At 56.4% G+C, this 24960-nt stretch carries 20 protein-coding genes and 2 pseudogenes; 5 read left to right on the top strand and 17 right to left on the bottom strand.

Features of this window, described 5'->3' with window-relative positions:
• Positions 1-248: 248 nt before the first annotated feature.
• The gene (locus CH74_RS10285) at positions 249-758 is read left to right on the top strand and encodes a zinc ribbon-containing protein (RefSeq protein ID WP_048307373.1); all 510 of its coding nucleotides are present in this window, start codon (positions 249-251) and stop codon (positions 756-758) included.
• A 79-nt stretch (positions 759-837) separates the two neighbouring features.
• Here the strand turns inward: CH74_RS10285 and lnt are convergent, their stop codons facing one another.
• From lnt to miaB, 5 genes are all read right to left on the bottom strand, one after another.
• Entirely contained in the window at positions 838-2310 is a 1473-nt protein-coding gene (gene lnt, locus CH74_RS10280; protein WP_048307371.1) for an apolipoprotein N-acyltransferase, read from the bottom strand.
• Positions 2311-2427: 117 nt separating this feature from the next.
• Complete coding sequence (locus CH74_RS10275; RefSeq protein ID WP_048307370.1) at positions 2428-3309, bottom strand: HlyC/CorC family transporter; 882 nt, start codon at positions 3307-3309, stop codon at positions 2428-2430.
• The gene (gene ybeY / locus CH74_RS10270) at positions 3306-3839 is read right to left on the bottom strand and encodes an rRNA maturation RNase YbeY (RefSeq protein ID WP_048307368.1); all 534 of its coding nucleotides are present in this window, start codon (positions 3837-3839) and stop codon (positions 3306-3308) included. Before ybeY ends, CH74_RS10275 begins: the two co-directional genes overlap by 4 nt.
• A complete protein-coding gene (locus CH74_RS10265; RefSeq protein WP_253273034.1) occupies positions 3836-4843 on the bottom strand; it encodes a PhoH family protein in 1008 nt (335 codons plus the stop codon). The genes ybeY and CH74_RS10265 overlap by 4 nt, the downstream gene beginning before the upstream one ends.
• A gap of 170 nt (positions 4844-5013) precedes the next feature.
• Complete coding sequence (miaB, locus tag CH74_RS10260; protein ID WP_048307366.1) at positions 5014-6357, bottom strand: tRNA (N6-isopentenyl adenosine(37)-C2)-methylthiotransferase MiaB; 1344 nt, start codon at positions 6355-6357, stop codon at positions 5014-5016.
• Positions 6358-6645: 288 nt separating this feature from the next.
• On the opposite strand from miaB, the gene CH74_RS10255 reads away from it, so the two are divergent.
• Together CH74_RS10255 and CH74_RS10250 are read left to right on the top strand one after the other, a co-directional pair.
• Entirely contained in the window at positions 6646-6975 is a 330-nt protein-coding gene (locus CH74_RS10255) for a DUF1820 family protein (protein WP_048307365.1), read from the top strand.
• 203 nt (positions 6976-7178) lie between these two features.
• Positions 7179-7817, top strand: a complete 639-nt coding sequence (locus CH74_RS10250) for a thiopurine S-methyltransferase (RefSeq protein ID WP_048307363.1) — start codon at positions 7179-7181, stop codon at positions 7815-7817.
• Between the two features lie 110 nt (positions 7818-7927).
• On the opposite strand, the gene CH74_RS10245 is transcribed toward CH74_RS10250, so the two are convergent.
• The 12 genes and pseudogenes from CH74_RS10245 to CH74_RS10190 all read right to left on the bottom strand — a co-directional run bounded on the left by CH74_RS10245 (position 7928) and on the right by CH74_RS10190 (position 22416).
• Entirely contained in the window at positions 7928-9091 is a 1164-nt protein-coding gene (locus CH74_RS10245; protein WP_048307362.1) for a zinc-dependent alcohol dehydrogenase, read from the bottom strand.
• 234 nt (positions 9092-9325) lie between these two features.
• The gene (locus CH74_RS10240) at positions 9326-9919 is read right to left on the bottom strand and encodes a YajG family lipoprotein (RefSeq protein ID WP_048307413.1); all 594 of its coding nucleotides are present in this window, start codon (positions 9917-9919) and stop codon (positions 9326-9328) included.
• 256 nt (positions 9920-10175) lie between these two features.
• On the bottom strand, positions 10176-11375 hold the full coding sequence (locus tag CH74_RS10235; protein WP_172656328.1) for a glycosyltransferase family 4 protein: 1200 nt from the start codon (positions 11373-11375) through the stop codon (positions 10176-10178).
• 57 nt (positions 11376-11432) lie between these two features.
• Entirely contained in the window at positions 11433-12161 is a 729-nt protein-coding gene (locus CH74_RS10230) for a class II aldolase/adducin family protein (protein WP_048307359.1), read from the bottom strand.
• A 110-nt stretch (positions 12162-12271) separates the two neighbouring features.
• Positions 12272-13361, bottom strand: a pseudogene (locus CH74_RS10225) (sulfate/molybdate ABC transporter ATP-binding protein).
• A pseudogene (gene cysW, locus CH74_RS10220) lies at positions 13358-14184 on the bottom strand (sulfate ABC transporter permease subunit CysW). Before cysW ends, CH74_RS10225 begins: the two co-directional pseudogenes overlap by 4 nt.
• The gene (gene cysT / locus CH74_RS10215) at positions 14184-15035 is read right to left on the bottom strand and encodes a sulfate ABC transporter permease subunit CysT (RefSeq protein WP_048307358.1); all 852 of its coding nucleotides are present in this window, start codon (positions 15033-15035) and stop codon (positions 14184-14186) included. The pseudogene cysW and the gene cysT overlap by 1 nt, the downstream one beginning before the upstream one ends.
• Positions 15036-15037: 2 nt before the next feature.
• The gene (cysP, locus tag CH74_RS10210) at positions 15038-16060 is read right to left on the bottom strand and encodes a thiosulfate ABC transporter substrate-binding protein CysP (RefSeq protein ID WP_048307357.1); all 1023 of its coding nucleotides are present in this window, start codon (positions 16058-16060) and stop codon (positions 15038-15040) included.
• A gap of 203 nt (positions 16061-16263) precedes the next feature.
• Positions 16264-17949: a gamma-glutamyltransferase gene (ggt, locus tag CH74_RS10205; RefSeq protein ID WP_253273033.1), complete on the bottom strand. Its 1686-nt coding sequence runs from the start codon at positions 17947-17949 to the stop codon at positions 16264-16266.
• Between the two features lie 199 nt (positions 17950-18148).
• Positions 18149-19909: a GMC family oxidoreductase gene (locus CH74_RS10200; protein WP_048307355.1), complete on the bottom strand. Its 1761-nt coding sequence runs from the start codon at positions 19907-19909 to the stop codon at positions 18149-18151.
• Between the two features lie 18 nt (positions 19910-19927).
• Positions 19928-20725: a gluconate 2-dehydrogenase subunit 3 family protein gene (locus CH74_RS10195; RefSeq protein WP_048307354.1), complete on the bottom strand. Its 798-nt coding sequence runs from the start codon at positions 20723-20725 to the stop codon at positions 19928-19930.
• Positions 20726-20904: 179 nt separating this feature from the next.
• Positions 20905-22416 carry an MATE family efflux transporter gene (locus CH74_RS10190; RefSeq protein WP_082140380.1) on the bottom strand — a complete coding sequence of 504 codons (1512 nt, stop codon included), beginning with the start codon at positions 22414-22416 and terminating at the stop codon, positions 20905-20907.
• Between the two features lie 266 nt (positions 22417-22682).
• Between CH74_RS10190 and CH74_RS10185 the strand changes: the two genes are divergently transcribed.
• Together CH74_RS10185 and CH74_RS10180 are read left to right on the top strand one after the other, a co-directional pair.
• Positions 22683-24452: a GMC family oxidoreductase gene (locus tag CH74_RS10185; RefSeq protein WP_048307353.1), complete on the top strand. Its 1770-nt coding sequence runs from the start codon at positions 22683-22685 to the stop codon at positions 24450-24452.
• A 79-nt stretch (positions 24453-24531) separates the two neighbouring features.
• Complete coding sequence (locus CH74_RS10180) at positions 24532-24927, top strand: aspartyl/asparaginyl beta-hydroxylase domain-containing protein (protein ID WP_053070712.1); 396 nt, start codon at positions 24532-24534, stop codon at positions 24925-24927.
• The last annotated feature ends 33 nt before the right edge of the window (positions 24928-24960 follow it).

The following is a 24960-nucleotide window of genomic DNA, read 5'->3' as shown; positions in this document are numbered from 1 at the left end:
TGAATTGTGAGCTTGGCCGTGTCTCGCCTACAAGACGATAATACGCACTTACACAATATGTTAGAAACGTATTCGGGCGGGTATTGGCAGCGTTTATACTGGCCCAAAGTCTACCTTAGACATGCGTCGGCAGGTAGGCCTGGAAAGAAGCCGTTGCCCGTGGCCACTCACATGCCAGTATACGAACTGCTGCCCAAGTGATCGGTGGCAACTACGCTAAACGATAGTGGTGATTGAAGGAGAGCGTCATGAGCGAACAACATAGAGAGCATCGGCTGCGCGATGCCTACGAGCGTGTTCTTGAACGAATGCAGAACGGAGCCAACGATCTCTCCTGGGACAACCTGCAGAAGGATCTCGATGAATCGGTACAGTTCGAAGCCGACTTCGAAGATTTCACCAAGGATGAAATGGCATTACTGCGTGCCTGGGTCGAACGTGATCTCAAGGATCTGAGGGGCTATCTGGCCGCCGGCGGTTCCGGGGTCGCCAGCTGGCTGGGCATCGATCTTGAGGTGCTATCCCGCAAGATCACCGATGCGCTGTTCTCAGTGGCCGATCGCAGCATCATCGAGCGTGAACAGCTCAACGACGATCTCGAGGCATCCCGTGCCGATTACGTGGCAGGCGAAATTGCCGCGCCGGGGCGCATGGCCTGCGTGCATTGCGGTGCCAAGGTCCTGCTGGAGAGCGTCACGCGACTGGAGCCCTGTCGTGAATGTGAGCATAGGTACTTCGAGCGCTCTCCAAGCCCTTGAAAAGAACCTGAAGAGCATCTGACGAATACCAGAAAAGAGACGCCATCATCGGGGCATCGATGATGGCGCCGTCCTGTCGCTAGAAGCGGGACTTGCTGCGGCGCAAGCGCAGCCCTGGCAAAACGAACAGAGCGGCCAGCAGCCAGGTCGGCCAGCTGCCGACGCGGGTGAAGGGAGTTTGCCCTTGCATGGCGTGAATCTGACCATTGATGCTGGTGGTCTCGAAGCGCGGTGCCTGGGCAGTGACGCGGCCCTCGGGGTTGATGATCGATGTGACCCCGTTGCTGGTCGCTCGTAGGACATAGCGTCCGTTTTCCAGCGCTCGCAGGCGCGCCATCTGCATGTGCTGAAGCGGTCCGATGGAGTCACCGAACCAGGTGTCGTTGGAGATGGTCAGCAGTAGCCCGGCGTCCCTGGCGCGCTCCGCAACCAGATCCGGATAGATGATCTCGTAGCAGATCGCACTGCCGATACTCAGCCCTGCCGCACGAATCGGCTCCGGATCGGACACACCGGCGGAAAAGCTCGACATGGGCAGATCGAAAAAGGCGATGATGCCCCGAAGCAGGCTTTCCAATGGCATGTATTCGCCAAAGGGCACCAGATGCTCCTTACGATACTCGCCTTCCACGTCTCCCACGCCGATGACCGCATTGTAATAACGATCTTCCTCATCTCGCTGCACGATGCCGGTCAGCAAGGCGGTATTGGGCGGGAGTGTCGCCTGGATTCGCTCGAGCAGTGGTTCGGCCTGGCGCTGGAACATTGGCAGCGCGGTTTCCGGCCATACGATAAGGTCAATGTTTTCAGGCTGGGTTCGGGTCAAGGTCGCGTAGGTATTGGCTGCCCTGCGCTGTCCTTCCTCGGACCATTTCATCAGCTGGGGGAGATTGCCCTGCAAAAGCGCCACTCGGGTCGGTTGTTCGCTGGGTGTCGTCCATTGCAGCGGCAGCAGAAACGGCACTATCCACAACATTGTCAAGGGCGCAAGAGCCCACCAGCGTCGCTTGAGAAATTCCGTTATCAATGTGCCGGTAAGCGCCGTTACCAGGCTAAGCAGATAAACACCGCCCAAGGGTGCAAGAGGCGAAAGCGGTGAATCCACGTGGGCACTGCCCAGCAACAGCCAAGGGAAGCCGGTGAACAGATAGGTGCGCAGTACCTCCATGAGAACCCAGAAGCCGGCAAAACTCAGAAAGGCGAGACGCCGCCCGGTAAAACGACGGTAGAACCAAAACGGTATGGCGAAGAAAAACGCCAGGGTGACCGCAAACAGCGCGGTGAGAAATACTGCCAAAGGCACGCTGGCATAGCCGTAATCGTGTATCGAGACATAGATCCAGTAGGTGCCGGTGGCAAACAGGGCAACGCCATAGCACCAGCCTCGAAATAGCGCCTGCCCCGGTGTCAGATCGTGTATGCCGATATAGAGCAGGATCACGGCGACCGGCCCCAGCCACCAGAGTTCAAACGGCGAGAAGGTCAGGGTGGTCAGGCCACCGGCAATCAGCGCGGCGACAAAACCCACCCAGGGGCGGGAATAGGACAGCATGGGAAGGGCACTCCTTGTTGATCTCGCCTGTCAGTCCTCTATCTTCCTGATGAAGACGGCATGCAAGCTTTGGACGTGCCTCTTATACCAGAGCGTTCGAACGATGACGACCGTGGATCAGTCTTCCGCCTCATCCATGCCCGTGTCGGGCAGCTGTTCAACCTGCAACAGCCGGATGCGACGATTGTCGGCGCCTAGCACGGTAAACCGCCAGCCGCTCAGATCGGTGTGTTCGCCACGACGAGGCAGGTGTCCAAAACCCTGCATGACCAGTCCGCCCACGGTATCGAATTCGTCATCGGAGAAGTCCGTATCGAAGCGCTCGTTGAAGTCGTCGATAGCGGTCAAGGCGCGTACGGAAAACGATCCGTCGCCCATATCCCGAATCTCGTCATCTTCATCGGTATCGTGCTCGTCCTCGATATCGCCGACGATCTGTTCGAGAATATCTTCGATGGTAACGATGCCCGCAGTGCCGCCGTACTCATCTACCACGATTGCCATATGATTATGAGTATCGCGGAACTCCTTGAGCAGGCTGTTGAGGCGTTTGGATTCCGGGATGAACATCGCCGGTCGGATGACGTCGCGCAGTTCTACCCAGCGCCGTTCACCATCGCTTTTCTGCAGCATGGGCAGCAGATCCTTGACCAGCAGAATGCCTAGTACATCGTCAAGGTTCTCCCCTACCACGGGATAGCGGGAATGCCCTGTCTCGAAGATGACCGGCAGATAATCCTCGGGGCGCTGGTCGACGGCGATGGCGGTCACCTGGGAGCGCGGGATCATTACTTCCCGGGTTTGCTGATCGCTGATTTGAAAGGCGCCCTCGAGAATGGTCATGGCATCCGGGTCGAGGCGCAGCCGGGCGCCGGCTTCACGCAAAAAAACCAGTAGCTCGTCCCTAGAGCTGGGTTCGTCGGAATCGCTGAAAAAGCCGCTAAACATCTTCTCGAACCAGGACTTGCTTGTCTGGCTGCTCGATCGGTCTTCGCTCATGCGTCGGGTCTCGTGTCCTCGTCATTTGAATAGGGGGCGCATTCAATGCCTGAAAGCACATAGGGGTCGGCAATGCCTAAAGAGGCCAGGATAGTGCGTTCAAGCATTTCCATTCCTTCCGCCTCGGTTTCCTCTATATGATCGTAGCCCAACAAGTGCAAAGTACCGTGTACGACCATATGGGCATAATGATCGGCCAACGACTTGTTTTGCTGAAGGGCTTCTCGAGCGACGACCTCATGGCAGATGACCAGATCACCCAGCAAGGGCATCTCAAGAACCGGCGGAGCTTCGAAAGGAAAAGAGAGCACGTTGGTAGGCTTGTCCTTGCCCCGATAATCACGATTGAGACAGCGGCTCTCGTCGCCCGATACCAGGCGGATGGTCAGCTCGTGATGAGCCTTGTTCGGATGATGAATCAGCGCAGCGCCCACCCAGCGCGACAGTTCGGTCTCGGTTGGCAGGCCTGGAGTACAGGCATCGTCCAGGGCGATCTGCAGATCGACAACGGGGCCTGCGGCAATGCTCATCGGGTGTGGGTCTGCTCGTTACCGGAGGACTGCTCGGCGCGACGGGCCAATTCTCGGGCTTCCTTGCGAGCACGCTCCTGGGATTCCTGCTCGGCTTCGAACAGATCATAGGCTTCGATGATGCGCTGTACCAAAGGATGACGAACCACGTCCTTGGCAGCGAAATGAGTCACGCCGATACCTTGTGTATCTCGCAGCACGTCGAGTACCTGAATCAGACCCGAGCTCTGCCCCCGAGGCAGGTCGACCTGGGTGACATCGCCGGTGACCACGGCAGTGGAACCAAAGCCGATACGGGTCAGAAACATTTTCATCTGTTCCCGGGTGGTGTTCTGACTCTCGTCGAGAATGATGAAGGCGTTGTTCAGGGTGCGGCCGCGCATGTAGGCCAGAGGGGCAATCTCGATGACCTGGCGCTCGATCAGCTTACCTACCTGTTCGAAACCGATCATCTCGTAGAGCGCATCATAGAGCGGGCGTAGATAAGGATCGATCTTCTGGGCCAGATCGCCGGGCAGAAAGCCGAGCTTCTCACCGGCTTCCACCGCCGGGCGCACCAGCAGAATGCGGCGCACCTCCTGCTGGTTGAGCGCCTCCACCGCGGCAGCAACGGCCAGATAGGTCTTGCCGGTCCCTGCAGGCCCGATGCCGAAATTGATATCGTGCTTGCGAATGTTGGCGACATAGCTCTGCTGATTGAAGCCGCGAGGCTTGACCAGGGTTCGAGTGGTGCGAATGACAACTTCGCCTTCATCGCCGCCTTCCTCTTCCTCGAGCGCTTCGATACCGGACTCCTGCAAATACAGGTGCACGGTCTCGGGCTCGAGATCACTGCTTTCTGCTTCGCGATAAAGATGTTCGAGGATATTGGCGGCAGCCTTGACTCGAGTATTTGGGCCCGCTAGCTGAAAGGTGTTTCCACGATTGCGCAGGGTGACACCCAGACGCAATTCAATCTGTTTCAAGTGTTCGTCCCGCTGGCCACAGAGATTGGCCAGCCGCATGGGATCGTTGGGTTCGAGGGTTAACGTTAGAATGCGGTGCGCCTGAGAATCGTTATTGCTCAAGACAAGGGAATCCGTATGTAGTGAAAAGAGGAAAAGCGATGAAAAGAGCTTAATACCCCGACGGGGCCGGGGCAAACCTGAATAAATGGATAATGTGAAAACCGGCTTTAGTGTAGCTCGATTGAGGCCAGTTCACCGCGTAACGAGTTAGGCAACGCTTCGGTGATTACGACATCAACGAAGCCCCCGATCAGCTCTGTAGGATTGGCAGTACGGAAATTGACCACCCGGTTATTTTCGGTGCGCCCTGAAAGCTGACCCGGATCGCGAGGGGAGAAGCCCGTCACCAGGATGCGCTGGGTCGTGCCCACCATGCGGCGACTGATCTGCATGACGTTCTGGAGAATGCGTTCTTGAAGAATCGCCAGGCGCTGCTTCTTGACTGCCTCCGGAGTGTCGTCTTCAAGACTGGCCGCCGGAGTGCCAGGACGGGCAGAGTAGACGAAGCTGAAGGAGGCATCGAAACCAATGCGCTGAATCAGATCCATGGTCGCTTCGAAGTCCGCCTGGGTTTCTCCCGGAAAGCCGATGATGAAGTCTGAAGAGAAGCTGATGTCCGGGCGCAGGGCGCGAATGCGCTCCATTTTGTCGATATATTCCTCAGCGGTGTGACCGCGCTTCATGGCACTCAGAATACGATCAGAGCCGGACTGCACCGGCAGATGCAGATGGCTGACCAGTTCTGGAATCTCGCCGTAGGCCTCGATCAGGCTGTCGGTGAATTCCACCGGGTGAGAGGTGGTGAAACGAATACGATCGATGCCGTCGACGGCAGCGACACAGGCGATCAGCTCCGCCAGGTCGATCTCATCGCCAAACTCGTTCTCGCCGCGATAGGCATTGACGTTCTGACCCAGCAGATTGACTTCCCGCACGCCTTGCTCCGCCAGGTGAATGATTTCGTCCATCACGCTTTCAAACGGGCGAGATACTTCTTCGCCCCGGGTATAGGGCACGACACAGAAGCTGCAGTACTTCGAGCAGCCTTCCATGATGGAGACGAAGGCAGTGGCGCCATCGGAGCTTGGTTTGGGTAGATGATCGAACTTCTCGATCTCGGGGAAGGTCACGTCCACGACGGAAATATGATCGGCGCGCTGGGAGTCGAGCATCGAAGGTACCCGGTGCAGGGTCTGCGGGCCGAATACCATATCCACGTGGGGGGCGCGCTTGCGCAGACTCTCGCCTTCCTGACTCGCCACACAGCCGCCTACGCCAATGACCAGATCAGGGTTTTTCTGTTTGAGTTTCTTCCAGCGACCGAGCTGGTGAAACACCTTCTCCTGGGCCTTTTCACGAATCGAGCAGGTGTTGAGCAAGATGACGTCCGCCTCGCGCTCGTCATCCGTCAGCTCCATCTGATGAGATTCGCCGAGCAGATCCGCCATGCGGGCAGAGTCGTACTCGTTCATTTGACAGCCGTGAGTCTTGATGAAGAGTTTCTTCGCCATAGAGTATCAGCGCAGCAAAGGCGCTCGATTGGTCCGTGATAAAAGTGAATGCGCGACCGAGGAAAGTGGCCGAACTAGACATGAAAAGCCTGGGCTTCATATTGTACGTATCGCTTCAGGCATTGACCAGCGTCGTCCCAGGACTCTCTGTCTCAAACCTCCCTCGTGACCCCACCTTTGAAGGGGTGATAGCTGTGGTATTCTAGCGCGATAACTTTATATTCTGCGGTAATCACTTAACCAACCTTTCCAATCAACTCAACGTGTCTCGCAACAGACAGGAGCAGCATGGCCGCAAAGCCGATCTATCGTGTGGTGTTTCATAACCAAGGGGAAGTCTGGGAACTTTACGCTCGGGAAATCTTTCAGAGCGATCTATGGGGATTCATCGAAGTGGAAACCTTCGTCTTCGAGGATGCCTCGAAGCTGGTGGTCGATCCTTCGAGCGAAAAGCTCAGGCGTACGTTTGAGGGCGTTCAACGCAGCTATATTCCCCTCAACGCCATCGTGCGCATCGATGAGGTGGAACGGGAAGGAACCCCCAAGGCGACCAAGGCGGATGGCAAGATAGCGGAGTTTCCAAGGTCCATCAGCTTTCCGCCAAGAGACGATAGTTAAGTGATCAAAAAATAAACAAATCCTGAGACCTGAGATAAGGCGTCGTCTCGGGATGGTTGATATAGGTTTGTCCCAAGGTTTATCCACAGAATGTGTGGATCGTAACGAATCAGGTTGGCATCGAAAATATTCAATTGGTAAATAAAGCTAATTTTATCAATGACTTGCTCTTTTAGCTGGCGGTTGTTGAAAAGGATCAGATGATGGCTAACGAATGGATTGAGCGCTGGCGCGATGGCCGCATAGGGTTTCATCTTGAGAAGACCCATCCTCAGCTTATGCGTTACTGGCCGAGCCTAAACGTTCCTGCTGGGGGTAAGGTGCTAGTACCTTTGTGTGGTAAAAGCTTGGACATGCGCTGGCTTGCACAGCGCGGCTATCCGGTGCTGGGTATCGAACTTTCCTCCCAGGCCATCGAAGAGTTCCTGGCGGAAGGCGAAGGGGAGGTGGCTCGGTACCATCGCGAGCCTTTCGATATCTGGCGCCAGGGGAACGTGGAACTCTGGTGCGGTGACTTCTTCCAGCTGCATATCGAGAATACGCGTGAAATTCAGTCGTTTTACGATCGCGCATCTCTCATTGCGCTGCGCTCAGCGGCGCGCCAGCGTTACGCCTTTCATCTGGCCCAACTGTTACCGCCGGGCGCCAAGGGACTGATGATCACTATTACCCGCAGCATTCTGCCGGAGAAAGGCCCTCCGTATCACGTCGAATCCGATGAAGTGCGGCTGTTGTTCACTCCTAATTTCGAAGTCGAGCTTCTGGACGTTCTACCAGCGGATGACCGGGGATTCAGCGAGCATATCTGGACACTGACTAGACGAGGGCCAAGCGAAATATAAGCCTGCTAAGAAAACAGGGTGCACAAAAGGAGATAAGCTGCATCAACGAAATCCACCTGCATCGACGAATGCAGGTGGATATGCGAACACTTTGAAAGCCTTCGAGATGTTTAAGGTGTCATCACGATTTTGCGGCATTCATCTTGTTTTTCATCGAACATCTTGTAGCCTTCCGCCGCCTGATCGAGTTTCAAGCGATGGCTGATAATGACTTCCGGTTTCAGTTCGCCTTTTTGCACGTACTCGAGCAGTTTGGGCAAAAAGCTATGAACATGGGTCTGGCCGCCCCGCATGGCAAGCCCCTTATCGAAAAAATCCCCCATCAAGAAGCCATCGATTGCGCCGGCATAAATACCAGGAACGCTGACCGTACCGCCTCGGCGTACCGCTGCAAGACACTGGTGCAAAGCGATATCACTGCTTTCGACTTTGAAGTGATCGAGCGTTGGCATTTTGCCCCCATGGCCCACGGCTTCATAGCCTACCGCATCGATGACGGAATCGACGCCGCGACCGCCGCTTTCCTTGATGATGGTCTCCGCCGGGTCTTCATCCTTATCAAGATTGATGATCTCGACGGCGTAGGTTTTCTTGGCGAAGTCCAGACGATATTGCTCACGGTCGACTAGGAATATCTTCTCGGCGCCCATCAGGCGAGCACAGGCCACAGTCATCAGTCCTACCGGTCCGGCGCCATAAATTGCAACGCTGTGACCCTTTTGCACGTTGGCATTTACCGCCGCCTGATAACCCGTAGGGAGAATGTCCGACATGAACAGGACCTGTTCATCATCGAGGCCGTCTGGAATCTTGAACGCATTGGTGTTGGCGTAAGGAACCCGCACATATTCCGCCTGGCCACCAGGCACACCGCCATACATGTGAGAGAAGCCGAACAAGGCAGCCGGGGCGGGAATCGACTTCTTGTTGAGCGCGCCACCTGCACCGGTATTAGTGGTTTCACAGGCAGCATACAGCGACATCTGGCAAAAGAAGCAGCTGCCACAGGAAATCACGAAGGGGATTACCACACGATCGCCTTTCTTGACACTGCTTACAGCAGAGCCCGCGTCTTCAACGACGCCCATGAATTCATGGCCGAAGATGTCGCCGGACTCGACGGTCGGCATGCTGCCCCGATAAAGATGCAAGTCGGAGCCGCAGATAGCGGTCGCCGTAACTCGTAAAATGATGTCTTCTTCGTTTTGCAGCGAAGGGTCGTCGACGTTGTCGACCCGAACATCTCGGCTGCCATGATAGGTCAATGCTTTCATTGTAAGCGCTCCATGCTTAATAAAAGTGGTTGGCAACACCGCGTACGAACCATAAAGGATCGAGACAGGATCAATGGTTGTTCCGCAGCCAATGCCATGTATTTCGCGTAGTAAATACGCTACTCAACCATAGGAAAAATAATTTAAAAGTGCGAACCCAGAAAGCCAATACGGGTAGGAAAAGAGTAGGGAAGCAGGGGCCCCAAAATGAGGCTCCTGGTCTTGCTGCCGCGGTTAGCGTGCCAACTGACTTCCAATTTGGGGGTCATTGAAAGTTCGCTGGAGCGCCCGGCTCAATAGCTCGCTGACCATGTTGGTGTTGGCTTCGCGTCCAGGCTTCATGGCATATTCTTGCTCACGCTTGGCGGTATAGGTACCGGTGTAAGTCTGGCGATCGTTACCTGCCACGGCGCGAAAGCGCGCAAGCAGCACGGCCTTGTCGAGCATCGGTTTACCTTCCGCCTTCTGATAGCTGAGATCCGTCAGGGTAAGAGTCAGGCTAGGACGCCCGGGAGCCGGTTCTGTAGTAGGGTTGAAGCCCATTTGAACTAGCGCCTGTTCGGCCTGGCTCTTCAGCTTGGGCATCAGATCGTGGGCTTCGACGCTGATCACGGCGGTGGACATGGCCGCACCGCTGCGAGTGCCCAATACATCCGATTCACGCCCATCCACTACATCCAGCGTCACGCTCTGACCGTTGCCCACCTGGGGCAGGCTCTGGCCAACGCTGGGCTTTACCTGCAGATACTGTGGGCTTTGCGCGCAGCCCACCAGCAACAGCAAACCGACCAGCCAGCCTAGGAAAAGCGTCTTTCTTGAAATTTGCATCATTTGTTTTCCTCTTTAAATAAAACTGCCGCTCCCGGGCGGCAGTATAGCGTTGAGGGCCGCTAATAAAAAAGTATAGGGTTCTCTCTGTCGAAAGATACTTGTCAAGCCATACCACGACTTGTAAGGGAATCTGATGGTGGCATAGAAGATAGAGGTTTGATTAAAGCGGCTACTTGTATCAGGCCGCTGACCAACACTGGAACTGATAGGTAATGGCTCGACTCAAGAAGCACCCAGAAAAGCAGCACCGCTTCTAGCATCGATTCTTGCTTACCACCTCGGAAATGAATTCCAACAATTTGTGGCCATAATCATCCAGATTGAAATCCCGGCCAATTCGAATGCGAGCATTTTCACCCATAAGACGACGAAGCGAGGGTGACTCGGCCCAGGTGCTCAGGATGGCGGCGGCTTCTTCAGGATCGATGATTCCAGCCTGAACGACTGCATCCTTTTCAGGAGAATAGACCTCATTGGGTCCCATCAGGCATTCCTTGCCGTATTGCCCCAATTCACCTCGCTCACGTCTAGGCGATAACACCGCACCGTTCTCTCCGTCCAGGATCTGCTCCGCCAAGCCATCGACGCAGCCCACCAGTGTCGGTACACCATGGGCAAGCGCTTCCAGAGCCACGTTACCGAAGGGCTCTCGCCATGAAGGGCAGATAAAAGCGTCCAGTTCCATGTAGAAGGTCGTCATATCATCGACCAAGCCGCAGAAACGCACGCTTTCCTGTAAGCCCCAGCGTTGTGTCAGCTTGTGCAGCACCGCCAGTTGAGGACCTTCGCCCGCAATCCAAAGCTCTGCGTGGGGACAGCGGATTTTCAGCTCAGCGAACGTCTCCAGAGCAATCATGGGTGCCTTGAGAGCTATCAAGCGTCCTGCGAACCCCAAGCGAAAACGCCCTTCAGGATGGTGTGAATACTGACGAGGAAGTTTAATCGTGTTGTGAATGATACGAGCCGGCAAGCTCGGAGCGACCCCCCACTTGAGTTGCAGCATGCGCAGCGCAGCGCGAGAATTGCAGGCTACACCGTTTATCCGGTTCAGATAGCTGTGTACGTTCTCGCGTTCATCGGCTAGCCAGGCACTGCCTCGCTCGTAGTGGATCAGTGATAGGTGATCAGGGAAAACCAGTGGATGATCGACAATCTTGCCCCATACCAGGATAGCCTTGAGATCCAGTACCCTCAGCAGCCTGCGCTGATAGCGCTCTCGTAGACCGCTCAACAAACGCGGAATCTTGAGCCCGCAAGGCCCTTTGATACTGTGAATTCTAGTCGAGTCGAATGTGGCCAGGCTTGACGCCACGATGGGATGTACCCTATCGGTTTGCTTCAACACATGATGATCGTACGCATCGCCATACTGCGCCAAGAACTGACTGAAACTACGTTCGATACCACCAAGATTCTTCAGGCTGACGAGGTGACCGACCCGCGGGCCCGTCAAGTTTGTGCTAGCTGATTCAGTGGCTGTCATTTACGTACTCTCAGCCTCTCGTTTTGCTCAATCCCGATAGTCGCTGTTCTCAGCCTGTAAAATCGCGTGAATCTCCGACCAGTGATTGCTTTCAAGACCGGGATAGTTTTCCCATTGATCGCGAGTGTGCCTGGCAGTCGCGTCATCGACGCGTTTCAATGGCAGGCCTGTGGACATGGCAAGCACCTGGCTTTCGCAGGTTTTCTCGAGAAAATAGAGCCGATCAAAGGCTTCTAAAACCGTATTGCCGATGACGGTTACGCCGTGATTGGCCATGAACAGTACAGGTTTGTCCTTGAGCAGGGCGCAGATGCGATCGGTCTCGCTGTCATCCAGGGCCATGCCGCCAAAATCATCGTCGTAGGCAATACGCTCATAGAACTTGAGCGCATTCTGGCTGATGGGTTCGACGCGTCCGTTTTCCACGCAGGTCAAAGCGGTGGCGTAGGGCATGTGCGTATGCAGCACGCAGCGGGCACCCGGCACCAGTCGATGGATCGCGCCGTGCAGGCACAAAGCTGTTGGATCGACGCTTTTTTTGCCGCCAATCACTTCGTTGTGTTCGTTGACTACCAGCAGATCGCTGGCCCTTACTCTTGAGAAGTGCTGGCCGGCAGGCTGAACCAGAAACGGCGAACCCTGTTCCGTGAGGGCAAGACTGAAATGGTTCGAAACTGCCTCATGCAGCCCCAGGCGAGCGGTCCAGCGGAAGGCGGCGGCAAGGTCTTCGCGGCCCTGTTGTTCGTTCTGCGTCATGAGACAGCCTTTGGTAAAGATTCGGTTCTGTCAGCCCCGGCTAGAGCCGTCAAAGTAGGCTGTCCATACTATCGCTGCCTCTATTGCAGTCAACTCGAAGGGCTAACACATCACGAGACGATCTCAACCTCTTGATCATGGGTTTCGGCGTGACCAAAACGATGCCAGCGGCGTGGCTCGACGAACAGCCGCTGGCCGCGTTTGATGTGCAGGCGTTCGAAATCCGCATGGCGCACCGTGGCCTGCCAGGGCTCCGGTAGCCAGTCCGCGATCAGTTCGACCCGTACCTCGCGCCGATGGGAGACGCCGAGGTGACGGTGACCGGCAGCTGGGAATGAGGACTCTGAACTTCAAGCAGCTTGAGCTCGTGGGGGCGCATCAGCAGTTCTTGATGGCCATCCGGGAGATCGACGGAAAGCCGCGCATCACCACAGGTCAGTTCGCCATTTCGAACGTTGCCTTCCAGACGGTTGACGTCGCCCAGGAACTCGAAGACGAAGCGATTGGCCGGATGACGATAGAGCGTATCCGGTTCATCGATCTGCTCGATGCGTCCGTTGCTCATTACCACAACCCGATCGGAAAGCTCCAGCGCCTCTTCTTGATCGTGGGTCACGAACACGCTGGTAAAACCTAGCTCGTCGTGCAGATGACGCAGCCAGCGCCTGAGTTCCTGACGCACCTTGGCATCCAGCGCGCCAAAAGGCTCATCCAGCAATAGCACGTCGGGTTTGAGTGCCAAGCTCGGGCCAGAGAAACACGCTGCTGCTGGCCGCCGGAAAGCTGGGCTGGATAGCGCTTGGCGAATTCTTCGAGACGTACCATCTCCAGCAGCCGATTGACGCAAGTGCGAATCTCGCCGGTGGAGGGACGTTCCCGGCGTGGTAAAGCGGTGAGGCCGAAGGCAACGTTGTCGAATACGCTCATGTGGCGAAACAGCGCGTAGTGCTGAAAGACGAAGCCGATGCGTCGGTCGCGCACATGCACCTGGGTCACGTCCCGCTCACCGAAGTGAATCGAGCCTTGCGAGGCGCGGTCAGGCTGTTCGAGGCCCGCAATGATGCGCAAAAGCGTCGTCTTGCCGGAGCCGGAAGGGCCTAGCAGACCGACCAGCTCGCCGTCGGCGATATTCAGATCGAGCGGTTCCAGGGCCTTGGTACGGCCGAAGGTCTTGGCAATGTTCGTCAGGCGAATGCTCATCGGAATTGCTCCCGGCGCGTGGCGCGCCATTCAAGGCCAGCCTTGGCGGCCAGAGTAAACAGGGCGATCAGGGCCAATAGAGCGGCGGCGGTAAAGGCGCCCACGGTATTGTAGTCCTGATACAGCAGCTCGACGTGTAGCGGCAATGTATTGGTTTCCCCGCGAATCGAGCCGGAGACCACGGAGACAGCGCCGAATTCACCCACCGCTCGAGCGTTAGTCAAGATGACCCCATAAAGCAGCGCCCATTTGATATTGGGCAAAGTGACCCGACGAAAGATCGTCCAACCGGAGGCACCCAGGGTTACCGCGGCTTCCTCTTCCAGAGCGCCCTGGGCCTGCATCAAGGGAATCAGCTCCCGGGCGACAAAAGGGCAGGTGACGAAGATAGTCACCAGCACGATGCCCGGCCAGGCAAACATCAGTTGAATGTCGTAGCCGTCCAGCCAGCTTCCCACCCAGCCGCTGCTGCCATAGAGCAGTAAGTAGACAAGGCCCGCCACCACCGGTGATACCGCGAAAGGGATGTCGATCAAGGTTTGCAGCAGGCGACGCCCGGGAAACTCAAAGCGTGTGACCAGCCAGGCCAGAAAGACACCGAAGACAAGATTCACTGGGATGGTGAGAGCCGTTACCAGCAGCGTCAGGCCTATGGCCGCCAACGTGTATTCATCGCTCAGATTGTTCCAGAAGATCGCTACGCCTTCGGCAAACGCCTGGGCAAAGATGGCGATCAACGGCAGCAGCAGAAACAGCACGGACAGGCAACCGCCAGGCCAATCAATATTCTGCGGGTGCGGGGTGCATCACCGATACGTTGCATCAGCCCTTGCCTCCATGCAGCCGGCGAATGAAGCGACCCTGCCAGAGATTTAACGCCAGCAACAGCGCAAGCGACACCGCCAGCACCACGGACGCGATGGCGGAAGCGCCCACATAGTCGTACTCCTGCAGCTTGACGAAGATCATCAGTGAGGTGATTTCGGTCTCAAATGGCATGTTGCCGGCAATGAAGATCACCGCGCCGAACTCCCCGAGAGAGCGTACGAAAGCAAGCCCCGTGCCGGTGACCAGAGCCGGCCATAGATGGGGTAGAATCACCCGGCGAAAGGCGAGTGCGTCACTTGCGCCAAGTGTCAGCGCTGCTTCGTCGATCTCCTGAGGCAAATCTTCAAGCACCGGCTGTACCGTGCGCACCACGAAAGGAATGCTGGTGAAGGCCATGGCAAGCGCAATCCCGATCCAGGTGTAGGCGATTTCAATGCCCAATGGCGCGAGCAGCTTGCCCATGAACCCGCTGCTTGAGTACATGGTGGCAAGGGTGATGCCCGCTACCGCCGTGGGCAGGGCAAAAGGCAGATCCATCAGCGCATCCAGCAGACGCCGTCCCGGGAACTCATAGCGTACCAACACCCAGGCCATCAGCAGGCCGAACAGCGCATTGACGATGGCTGCCACCGCCGCTGCGCCGATGGTGATCATATAGCTTGCCACCACCCGCTCTTCCGTGATGATCGCCCAGTACTCCGCCAGGCTGAGCCCGGCCAACTGCCCGACCAGACTGGTCATGGGCAGTAGCAGTACGAGAGATACGAACAGCAGTGTGATGCCCAGGGAGAGACCGAACCCTGGGAGTACTCTTTTTTGGGCGGTGCCCGTTAATGTGGCGATCATGCTTACCTGCGCTGCAGTTGATCCAGTTCACCGCCGCTGGAGAAGTGATTATCCATGACCTGATCCCAGCCGCCGAACACTTCCTCGACCCGTAAAAGCTCGGTCTCGGGGAACTGATCGGCAAACTCTTTCTGAACGTTCTCGTCATTGACCCGATAGTTGAAGCCGGCTAGCAGACGCTGAGCTTCTTCTGTATAGAGATATTCCAGATAGCCCCGGGCCAGATCCGTGTTGTCGTTACGCTCGGCGACCTTCCCGACCACCGCTACCGGGAACTCCGCCAGGATACTCACCGGCGGCACCACCACATCATAGTCGTCCTCGCCGTACTCCTTGCTGATGTTGTTCACTTCGGACTCGAAGCTGAGCAGCACATCGCCGATGTTGCGCTCGACAAAGGTGGTGGTGGCGCCGCGACCGCCGGTATCGAACACCTTGACGTTACCCAGGAATTTTTTCATGAACTCTTCAATCTTGTCCTTGTCGCCGTCGAACTCCTGATCCGCGTAGGCCCAGGCGGCAAGATAGGTATAGCGTCCGTTGCCCGAGGTCTTGGGGTTGGGAAAAACGAGCTCCACATCTTCTTCCACCAGATCGTCCCAGCTATCGATCCCTTTCGGGTTTCCTTCCCGCACCAGGAACGCCATGGTGGAGTAGTAGGGGGAAGCGTTGTTGGGGAATTGCTGCTGCCAGTCCTCCGCGACCAGACCCTGCTCGGCCAGCACGTTGACGTCGGTCACCTGGTTGTAGGTCACCACATCCGCCTTGAGCCCTTGCATGATGGCTCGAGCCTGTTTGGAAGAGCCACCGTGGGACTGTTTTACCTCGACGCTCTCATCGTGTTGGTCTTGCCACCAGGCGTTGAACTCAGGATTCACGGTGGCGAACAGCTCCCGCGCGATATCGTAGGAGGAGTTGAGCAGCTCTCGATCGGCGGCAAAGGCCGGGGCGGCAACCCCGGTGGCCAGGGTCGCAGTGATAGCGGAGGCAATAGCGCTACGGCGTAGAAGCGAATAAAGAGTCATTTTGATTCCAGAAACGGTCGATTTGATGAAAGGCTAAATCAACCTTTATGGAATGACAATCTTATCCTTTATTCATTTTCATAATAACGGGCGATATGACGACACTATCGTTACCACTGTGACACAGACGCGCGATTGCTTGATTCCACAAAAAACCCCGGTTCGTAACCGGGGCATGATCAAGGTAAAGATGATGGCTACAATCAAAGCCCCATGGCAGAGGAGGTCGAACGGCGCGGATCCGCACCGCCGGAGAAGACGCCATCCTCGATCATTAGTGACTGCGCAGCTCCCATCGCCTCCTGCTTGCTCACGCTGTGACCCAAAGACTCGAGTAGGGCGATGGTGTCCGGGCTGATGCCCTGCTCGATGCGAATTTCATCCGGCAGCCACTGATGATGGATGCGCGGTACGCTCACGGCAGTCTGGATGTTCATGTCATGATCGATGACGTTCATCAGTACCTGCAAGGTGGTGGTGATGATACGTGAGCCGCCGGGGCTGCCGGTCACCAGGAAGTTCTTGCCGTCCTTCTTGACGATGGTCGGGGTCATGGAAGAGAGCATGCGCTTGTTGGGTTCGACCTTGTTAGCCTCGCCGCCGATCAGACCATAGGCGTTGGGCACGCCGGGTTTGGCGGAAAAGTCGTCCATCTCGTTGTTGAGCAGGAACCCTGCACCCTCCACGACGATGCCCGAACCATAGCTGAAGTTGATGGTGTAGGTGTTCGAGACCGCCATACCGTTACCGTCGGCAATGGAGAAGTGCGTGGTTTCATTGGACTCATAGGGCAACGGGTTACCCGGTGCGATGGTGTCGCTGGGGGTGGCCTTGTCCATGGATATCTGGCTGCGCAATTCATCCGCGTAGCCTTTCGAGGTGATGCCTTTTAGCGGCACCTCGACGAAATCCGTATCCCCTAGATACTCCGAGCGATCCGCATAGGCGCGTTTCATGGCTTCCGCCATGACATGAATGGTTCTGGCAGAGTTGAAGCCCATTTCGCCTATGTTGTAGCTCTCGAGGATGTTGAGCATCTGCACGATATGCACGCCGCCGGAAGAGGGCGGGCTCATGGCGTAGATATCATAGCCGCGATAGGTGCCGTGGCTAGGCTCACGAATCGCCGGCTCATAGTTGGCCAGATCCTCCAGGGTCATCAGGCCACCGTTCTTTTCCATCTGGGCAGCGATCAGTTCCGCGGTCTTGCCCTCGTAAAACTCTTGAGAGCCCTGCTCGGCAATGCGCTTCAGCGTTGCCGCCAGATCCGGCTGCTTGAAGATGTCGCCGACCTGATAAAGACTGCCATCTTCCTTGAAGAACTTCTTGCTAGAGCCGGGCCACGGCTCCAGCCGCTCCCGGGTATCGCGAATGCCGTCCACGAAACGCTGGGGCAGGGCAAAGCCGTCCTCCGCCAGACGAATCGCCGGGGCCAAGGCATCGGCCAGGCTCAAGGTGCCGTATTTCTCAAGTGCCAACGCCAGACCGGCAACGGTGCCCGGCACCCCGGAAGCGTTGTGGGTATAGCGGGAAAGCTCAGAAACCGCCTCGCCTTCGTCGTTCTGGAACATGGTCTCGAAAGCCGCCGCCGGGGCTTTCTCCCGATAATCGATGGCGATGACCTCGCCACTTTTCTCATCCGATACCAGCATGAAGCCGCCGCCGCCGATGTTGCCGGAGCGCGGCTGGGTCACGGCGAGAGCAAACCCCGCGGTTACCGCCGCGTCCACGGCGTTTCCGCCCTTCGCCAATACGTCTCTGGCGACCTCCGATGCCAAGAAATGGCTGGTGGCCACCATGCCTTTCTCACTGACTTCAGGATTGAAGCGCTCACCCTCGAGAATGGCTTCTTGAGCATGGGCGACACCGACGCTTATCGACGTGAACATCAGAGTCCAGGCCGTGCGACGCCAAAAGGAAGATCGTTTCATGCTGCACCTCGTTTGTTATTGCGGTGTTTCGAGATAGTACTTAGCTGCCACGCCTTTCATGGCGTGTGCAGATACTATAGTGCACGGTGCTTCACAATGTTGCCGACGACGGTGATCGTCGCTTTGCTGCAACATCTCGAATTCAGAACACATTGGGCTAGGCATTGTTTTCAGATGTTTCCTTCTGATCTACAAGGCCGCCGCCTTGCTCAAAATAGGTATTGATACCTTCGGCAGCGCGATAGGCAAAGGCCCCGATCGTCCCTGTCGGGTTGTAGTTGCTGTTGTGGGGAAACGACGAGCCACCCACCACGAACAGGTTTTCCATGTCCCACATCTGGGAATAAGTGTTCACTGCGGAGTTGTCCGGGCTTTCTCCCATGATCGCACCGCCGAAGAAGTGATCGGTATAGAACTGATGATCGAAGTTCGCATCATCTGCCACCTCGTCGACGTCAATGATATCTGCGCCCATCTTCTCCATGATCTGCTTGCACACGTCCACCCCGGCCCGGGCCCGATTGCGATCCTCGTTCAGGTATTCGCAGGTTACCCGCAGCAGTGGGTTGCCAAGCGCATCCTTGTAGGTGGGGTCCAGATCCATGTAGGTATTCTTATTCGGCAAGAACCCGGTCTGGGGCGTCACGAACAGGTAGCGGTTGTAGTAGAAAAGAGAGTTCTTCTTGAATTCCTTGCCCCAGGTAGGCGTGCCCTTGGGAACATGGTTGTTGGCGATAGGACGATTGCCCAGCTGAGCGTAATGCACCTCGAAGCCATGCAAAAAATCCAGATCCGAGTGATCCTTGTGGTCTCCACTGAAGTCGTCGATGGTGGCGCCAAGCGCCCCGGTGCCCATGTAGGTATTGAACTTCTTGTTCTTGAAGAAGCCATGGGCGCCGATATAGGTGGTGAGATTGTTGAAATGCCCGGTGAAGTTCTTGCCGATGATGCCCTTGCCGGTCTTTGGATCGTAGGGCTCGCCGATGTCCGACAGCAGTAGCAATCGCGTGTTGTTGAACACGAACCCGGCCAGCACGACGACACCCGCCGGCTGTTCAAAGGTCTCGCCGGTGCTGGTGTCCGTATAGACAACGCCGGATGCACGGGCATTGTCGTGGGTGACTCGGGTGACGTTGGCGTTGTTGCGAAGCTCGAGATTGCCGGTTTTTTGCGCGGTGGGCAGCACGGTAATCAATGGACTGGCCTTGGCATTGAAGCCACACCCATACTCCTGGCAGAACGCGCAGTACACACAGCCGTTGATCAGCTCGCCGTCCGGGTTGATGTAGGTCTCGGTCACGTTGGCCGATGGCATATGGTAGGGGTGATAGCCAAGGCTTTTACTTGCATTCTTGAACAGATTGATAGACGGCGTGTTCTTCATTGGCGGGTTAGGGTAGGGGCTTGAGCGCCAGGGGCCGAGCGGGTTCTTTTCTCCCGAAATGCCCGCCATCTTTTCATATTGATCATAGTAGGGCTCGAGCTCATCGTAGGTGATGCCCCAGTCCTGGATCGTCGCCTGCTCCGGAATCTTGTCCTTGCCGTAGCGCTCTACGGTCTTTGAGTAGATCTCGAAATCGTAGGGCAGCCAGCGAAAGGCCCAACCGTTCCAGTGAACGCCGGCGCCGCCGGTATCCGTGCCTAGTCTTGCATGAGCGTTGTTGCGCACCGGCTCCGCGGTCTTGTCCAGCCCGTTGCGCGAGGTGATCGTTTCCTTGTTCAGATCCTGCATCAAGTCGTAGCGTACCGAATAGCGCAGCTCGTCTTTCGACGTGACGTAGTCAAGCGGTTCTTTTGCTTTTCCGCGCTCCAGCACGACCACCTTGTGCCCTTTCTTTGTCAACTGTGCAGCAACGATACCGCCGGCCCAGCCGGAACCCACGATAACGGCGTCGACCTTGTCCAATTTCTCTGTCATGAAATGATCTCCTTATCCTTACTTCTGCTGATAGCTCGCCAGGCTGATCGGCTCGAGTTTCACGAATTCGTCCCTTTCGATATAGCCTTCATAGGTAGGTTGCGGCCCCGGAAACTCCTTCATCTTCCAGCCTTCCATGTTCTTGTTGCCGCCATACAGCGGGTCGCAATATGCGCCTTCCAGGGTGGCCTGGCGCAGCAGGGCAAAAAAATTCGAAGCCGTGATGCCGGCCATTTCCACGTGATCGTTCTCGAAATCCTGCAAGAGTTGAATCTGCTGATCTTCCGAGGCTTCATCGAAGCGCGCGTCGAAGCGCTTTTCGCTCTCTTCGTTAAGCTTGCGCAAACCGCTGACGAAAATCTCGCCTCGGTTCAGAATCGAACGCTCAGGGTGCGGCTTGGCGTGCTCGATCTGCTTTGTCTGCGGGTGAAAGGGCCCAGCTCGGTAATCCCGCCCGTTGATGCCCCAGGAGCCTGCCAGCTGCTTGTCAATGTAATAAGGCACGTTCAGACCGATGGCACCGGGGCCGTGTTCATCTTCCGGGAAGATGCGTTCGCAGGCCGCTTCGAGCACGTTGAAATCATCCGATCGCGTGAAAAACTGCCGCGCCTCCTGGAAATTGGGGGTTTCGGGGCCACGCGAGACCGAATGAGCGTGCTGTGCGGATTGCTCGGCTTGTGCCGTCTGGCCCGTGAACACGCTGCCAAGCAGTGTGCCCCCGACAAAGCCACCTGCAGCTCTACCGGTGTTCTTGATGAAGTGGCGACGGCTTGGGTCGTTTACGCCGGCGCTCTTTGAATCCTTGTCATCTGCCATGATGTGGTCATTTCCTTTTTTAAATGCGGTAATACTGTCTATTGTCATTCGCTGCGGTAATTAAGTAATACTTCCAACAGCAAAAGAACCAGAAGCCATGAATAAGTTATCTGCAGGCTAATGATGAGTGTAGACGCCAGTACCTGATAGTCCCAAACATGGTCCGAGTGGCCGAACGCCTATCCAGCAAGCCTTGGCTCATCCCATTGGGCGCATGCTGCCACAGGCTCCCGCGCTGAAGCGCACTGGTGCTGACACTCATCTTCCCTCAGCGCTTGCGGGTCTGGTGCCATAACGTGTCGGCGGCGCCATTTTCCTCGCTTGTACAGCAAGATAGCCATCAACATGGTAGCGACCATGCTGGCCGGAAAGCTCCACCACAGGGCATCCACTCCCAGCCAGGGTTTCAGGCCCCAGGCAATGCCCAGGCGCACCGGATACATGGCGATGAACATGATGAGTAAAGGCCGCAGTACTTCGCCGTTGGCGCGTACGGTGCCGAACAGCACAAAGGATACGCCAAAGGCAAGAAAGCCCCAGGTGGCGATGACCTGAATATGCCGACCGATGGCCACTGCCGGGCTGTCATAACCCAGAAACAGCGCCAGGGCACTGCGATCGAACAGCAGCAGCAGGGTCACCAGGGCGCCGGTCAACAGCAGGTTGAACATGATGCCCGCCCGGGTGATATCGCTTAGACGGTCCCAGCGCCCGGCACCGATGCTCTGGGCCGCCATGGCACTGACCGCCGCCCCCAGGGCCATGGCGGGCATCTGCACGTAGGTCCATAGCTGCTGGGTGGCGCCGTAAGCAGCGGTGGTATTCACGCCCTGGCGATTGACCAGGCTGAGCATGGCCAGAGCCGAGGTGGTCACCACTACCATCTGTAGCCCCATGGGAATCCCCTTGAGCACGATGATCTTCAAATAGGCAAGATCGGGTTTGAGAAAGGCAAGCTCCTCGCCACGCAGTCTGAGGGGCAGGTTGCGCCAATAGATATAGCCGAGCATGGCGCCCAGCCCGATCAAGTTGGCCAGTACGGTGGCGACGCCGGAGCCGACGATGCCAAGTGTCGGTAAAGGCCCTAAGCCAAGAATGAACAGCGGATTGAGGCCGCTGTCGAGCACGCAAATAATGCCCATGAACCACAGTGGCGTCAGAGAGTCGCCGGTGCCGCGCAGCGCCATCATCAGCAAGGTGGCCATCAGCATCGGCGGCACGGCAATGAAAATGGTGCGCAGATACGCTAGAGCCAACGGCTGCACATCCGCGGCGGTATCCAGAAGATCGAGCAGGGCTGGCGCCAATAGCCAGCCAACGATGGCAATGCCGATGACCGCGGGCAGAAAGAAACCCACCGCCGTCCCTAGTACCCGGCGCGCTTCGTGAATGTTGCGCCGGCCTACGGCCTGACCGATGAGAATGGTCGAGGCCATGCCGAAGCCGAACACGAAGGAGATCAAGAGAAACATGACCAGGTTGCCGTTGGTGGTAGCCGCCACCGCGGTCTCGCCGATCAGATGACCGATCCAGGCAGTATTGATCGAGCCGTTCAGGGACTGCAGCACCGACGAGAGTAGGGTTGGCAAGGCAAAAATCAGCAGAGTAGAAGGGATTGGAGCATTGACTAAATCACGGCGATTTCCGGAACGGGGATGATGCGATGAGCTATTGCCCGACTCTTGGTTCAAGAAAACCTCCCACTTTGTCTGTCAGGCCAAACTGCCCGTTCTATTTACAAGCTACCAGAATGCTCGGCTATGCTTGCATGAAGCAGTTGGCATTCGGCTCAAGTCTTCTATGTTTCTAGGTAGGGTATTTTCAGACTGCAAGGTAAAACCGTAAGTCGATACAAAAAAGAACTGGTTAGGTTACCGGTTATTTAGTTATCCTGCTAAAAATATCGCAGGTGTGATTAGTTTTTCATCAAGAATCTGCCTTCACAAGGAGTGTGACGGTGACGACCACAAAGCCTTCCGTAGACGTAGTCATCATCGGCCTGGGCTGGACCGGTTCGATCATGGGCATGGAGCTGACCAACGCCGGTTTGAACGTGCTGGCCCTTGAGCGTGGCGCGGATCGGGACAAGCATGACTTCCTCTACCCGAAACCCGCCGACGAGCTCAAGTACGGTATTCGCCTCGAGCTGATGCAGCGACCCCGCCAAAGCACCGTGACCATGCGACGCAATGAGCAGGAAACCGCCGTGCCCCAGCGGCACTGGTCGACGTTTCACCCGGGTGACGGCGTAGGCGGGGCGGGTATTCACTGGACCGGCGTGCTGTACCGTGCCACGCCCAACGAACTCTCTCTCAAGAGCTTTGCCGACGAGACCTTCGATTCAGGCTTTCTGCCTGAAAACATGACGATCCAGGATTATGGCGTCAGCTATGAAGAACTCGAGCCCCACTACGATTTCTTCGAGAGGGTGGCCGGGCTTTCCGGTCAGGCAGGCAATGTTCAAGGCGAAATCATCCAGGGCGGCAATCCCTACGAGGGGCCACGTCAGAACCCGTTTCCTCTACCGCCGCTACCCCGCACCCTGACGGATACCCTGTTCATCGAGGCGACGAGCAGCCTTGGCTGGCACCCTTATCCCTATCCGTCGGCGAACGTGTCCGAGTCTTGGACGAACCCTTACGGCATGCAGCTTGGACCTTGCAATTTCTGCGGCTACTGCAGCAACTATGGCTGCCTGAACTACTCCAAGGCCTCTCCTCAGACCTGCATTCTGGATGCGCTCAAGCGGCGCGATAACTTCCGCTATCGCACCCATTGCGAAGTACGCCGCATCAACAAGAGTCGCGATGGCAAGACGGTCACCGGCGTGACCTATATGGATGGTGAGGGTAACGAAGTATTCCAGCCGGCGGATCTGGTCATCCTGGGCGCCTTTCCGCTGTCCAATATCAAGCTGCTACTGCTGTCTGAACTCGGCGAACCCTATGACCCAGAAGCCAATACCGGCGTGGTGGGGCGCAACTTCTCCTACCAGATCACAGGTTCGCTGGACATGTACTTCAAGCGGCACCAGTTCAATCCGTTCATCAATGCAGGTGCCAGCGGTCAAGTCATCGACGATTTTAGCCCGGATACCTTCGACACCGCCAAGCACGGCTTCATCGGCGGCTCCTATATCTACACGACTCAAGGCCCCGGGGGTGCGATCGGCGGCATCAAGCTGCCTGCGGATTCTCCGAACTGGGGCAGTGAGTGGAAGAAGAACGCGAAGGAGCACTATGGGCATCACATGATGCTCGGTACTACCGGCACCAACATGTCCTTTCGCGACTGCTATCTCGATCTTGATCCTACCTACAAGGATCCCCATGGCGATCCACTGCTGCGTATGACCTACGACTGGAAAGAGAACGATCTGCGCATGACCGAGTTCATGGCGGATCGCATGCGCGAGATCGTCAGGGAGCTCGAGCCGGATTCCCATACAGAAAGTTTCAAGAAGGTGGGAGATCATTTTGATGCCAGCAGCTATCAATCCACCCATCTGACCGGAGGCGCGATCATGGGCACCGATCCCAAGACCTCGGTGCTCAATCGCTATCTTCAGCACTGGGACTATCACAATCTGTTCGTGATGGGAGCCAGTGCCTTTCCGCAAAACATGCAGCACAACCCCACGGGTACTGTTGCCGCCTTGACCTATTGGTCCGCCAAGGCCATTCGCGAACAGTATCTGAAAAATCCTGGGCCTTTGATGCAGGCATGACAAATGCCTATACGCCCAACATCAGGTCGACATTCCAACAAATAGAATATGACTGAATATCGAGGAGGTGAGCCCTGCAATGGGACTAATCATTTTAGCCATATTCGTTTCTTGCGCCGTTTATATTCAGAATCGTGGCAATATGCAGCATAAAAGACTGTCACGCAAAATCACGGATCACTCTAATTTTCTGGGTCCGGTCAACTGCTTGTTTTATGCGTTTTCTGCCGTAGGAAACAGGCCTTTCATAGAAACCAGAAAATTCCCCGAGCTTGATATCTTCGAGAATCACTGGCGAGAAATTCGCGATGAAGCACTAGCGCTCAATGCGCAGACACATATCAAGGCCTCGGATGAACTCGACGACATTGGCTTCAATTCCTTTTTCAAAACCGGCTGGAAACGCTTTTATCTAAATGGTATGGGGCCAGTCTGCCATCTGCCAATGAGCTGTGTCCGCGTACGGTGTTGCTGATCAACCGCATGCTCAAGTCAAGGGATGCCACTG

Origin of the sequence: Halomonas sp. PR-M31 (assembly GCF_001039575.1) — a bacterium.
Taxonomy (GTDB): Bacteria; Pseudomonadota; Gammaproteobacteria; order Pseudomonadales; family Halomonadaceae; genus Modicisalibacter.
This window is presented reverse-complemented; position numbering and strand designations above follow the sequence as displayed.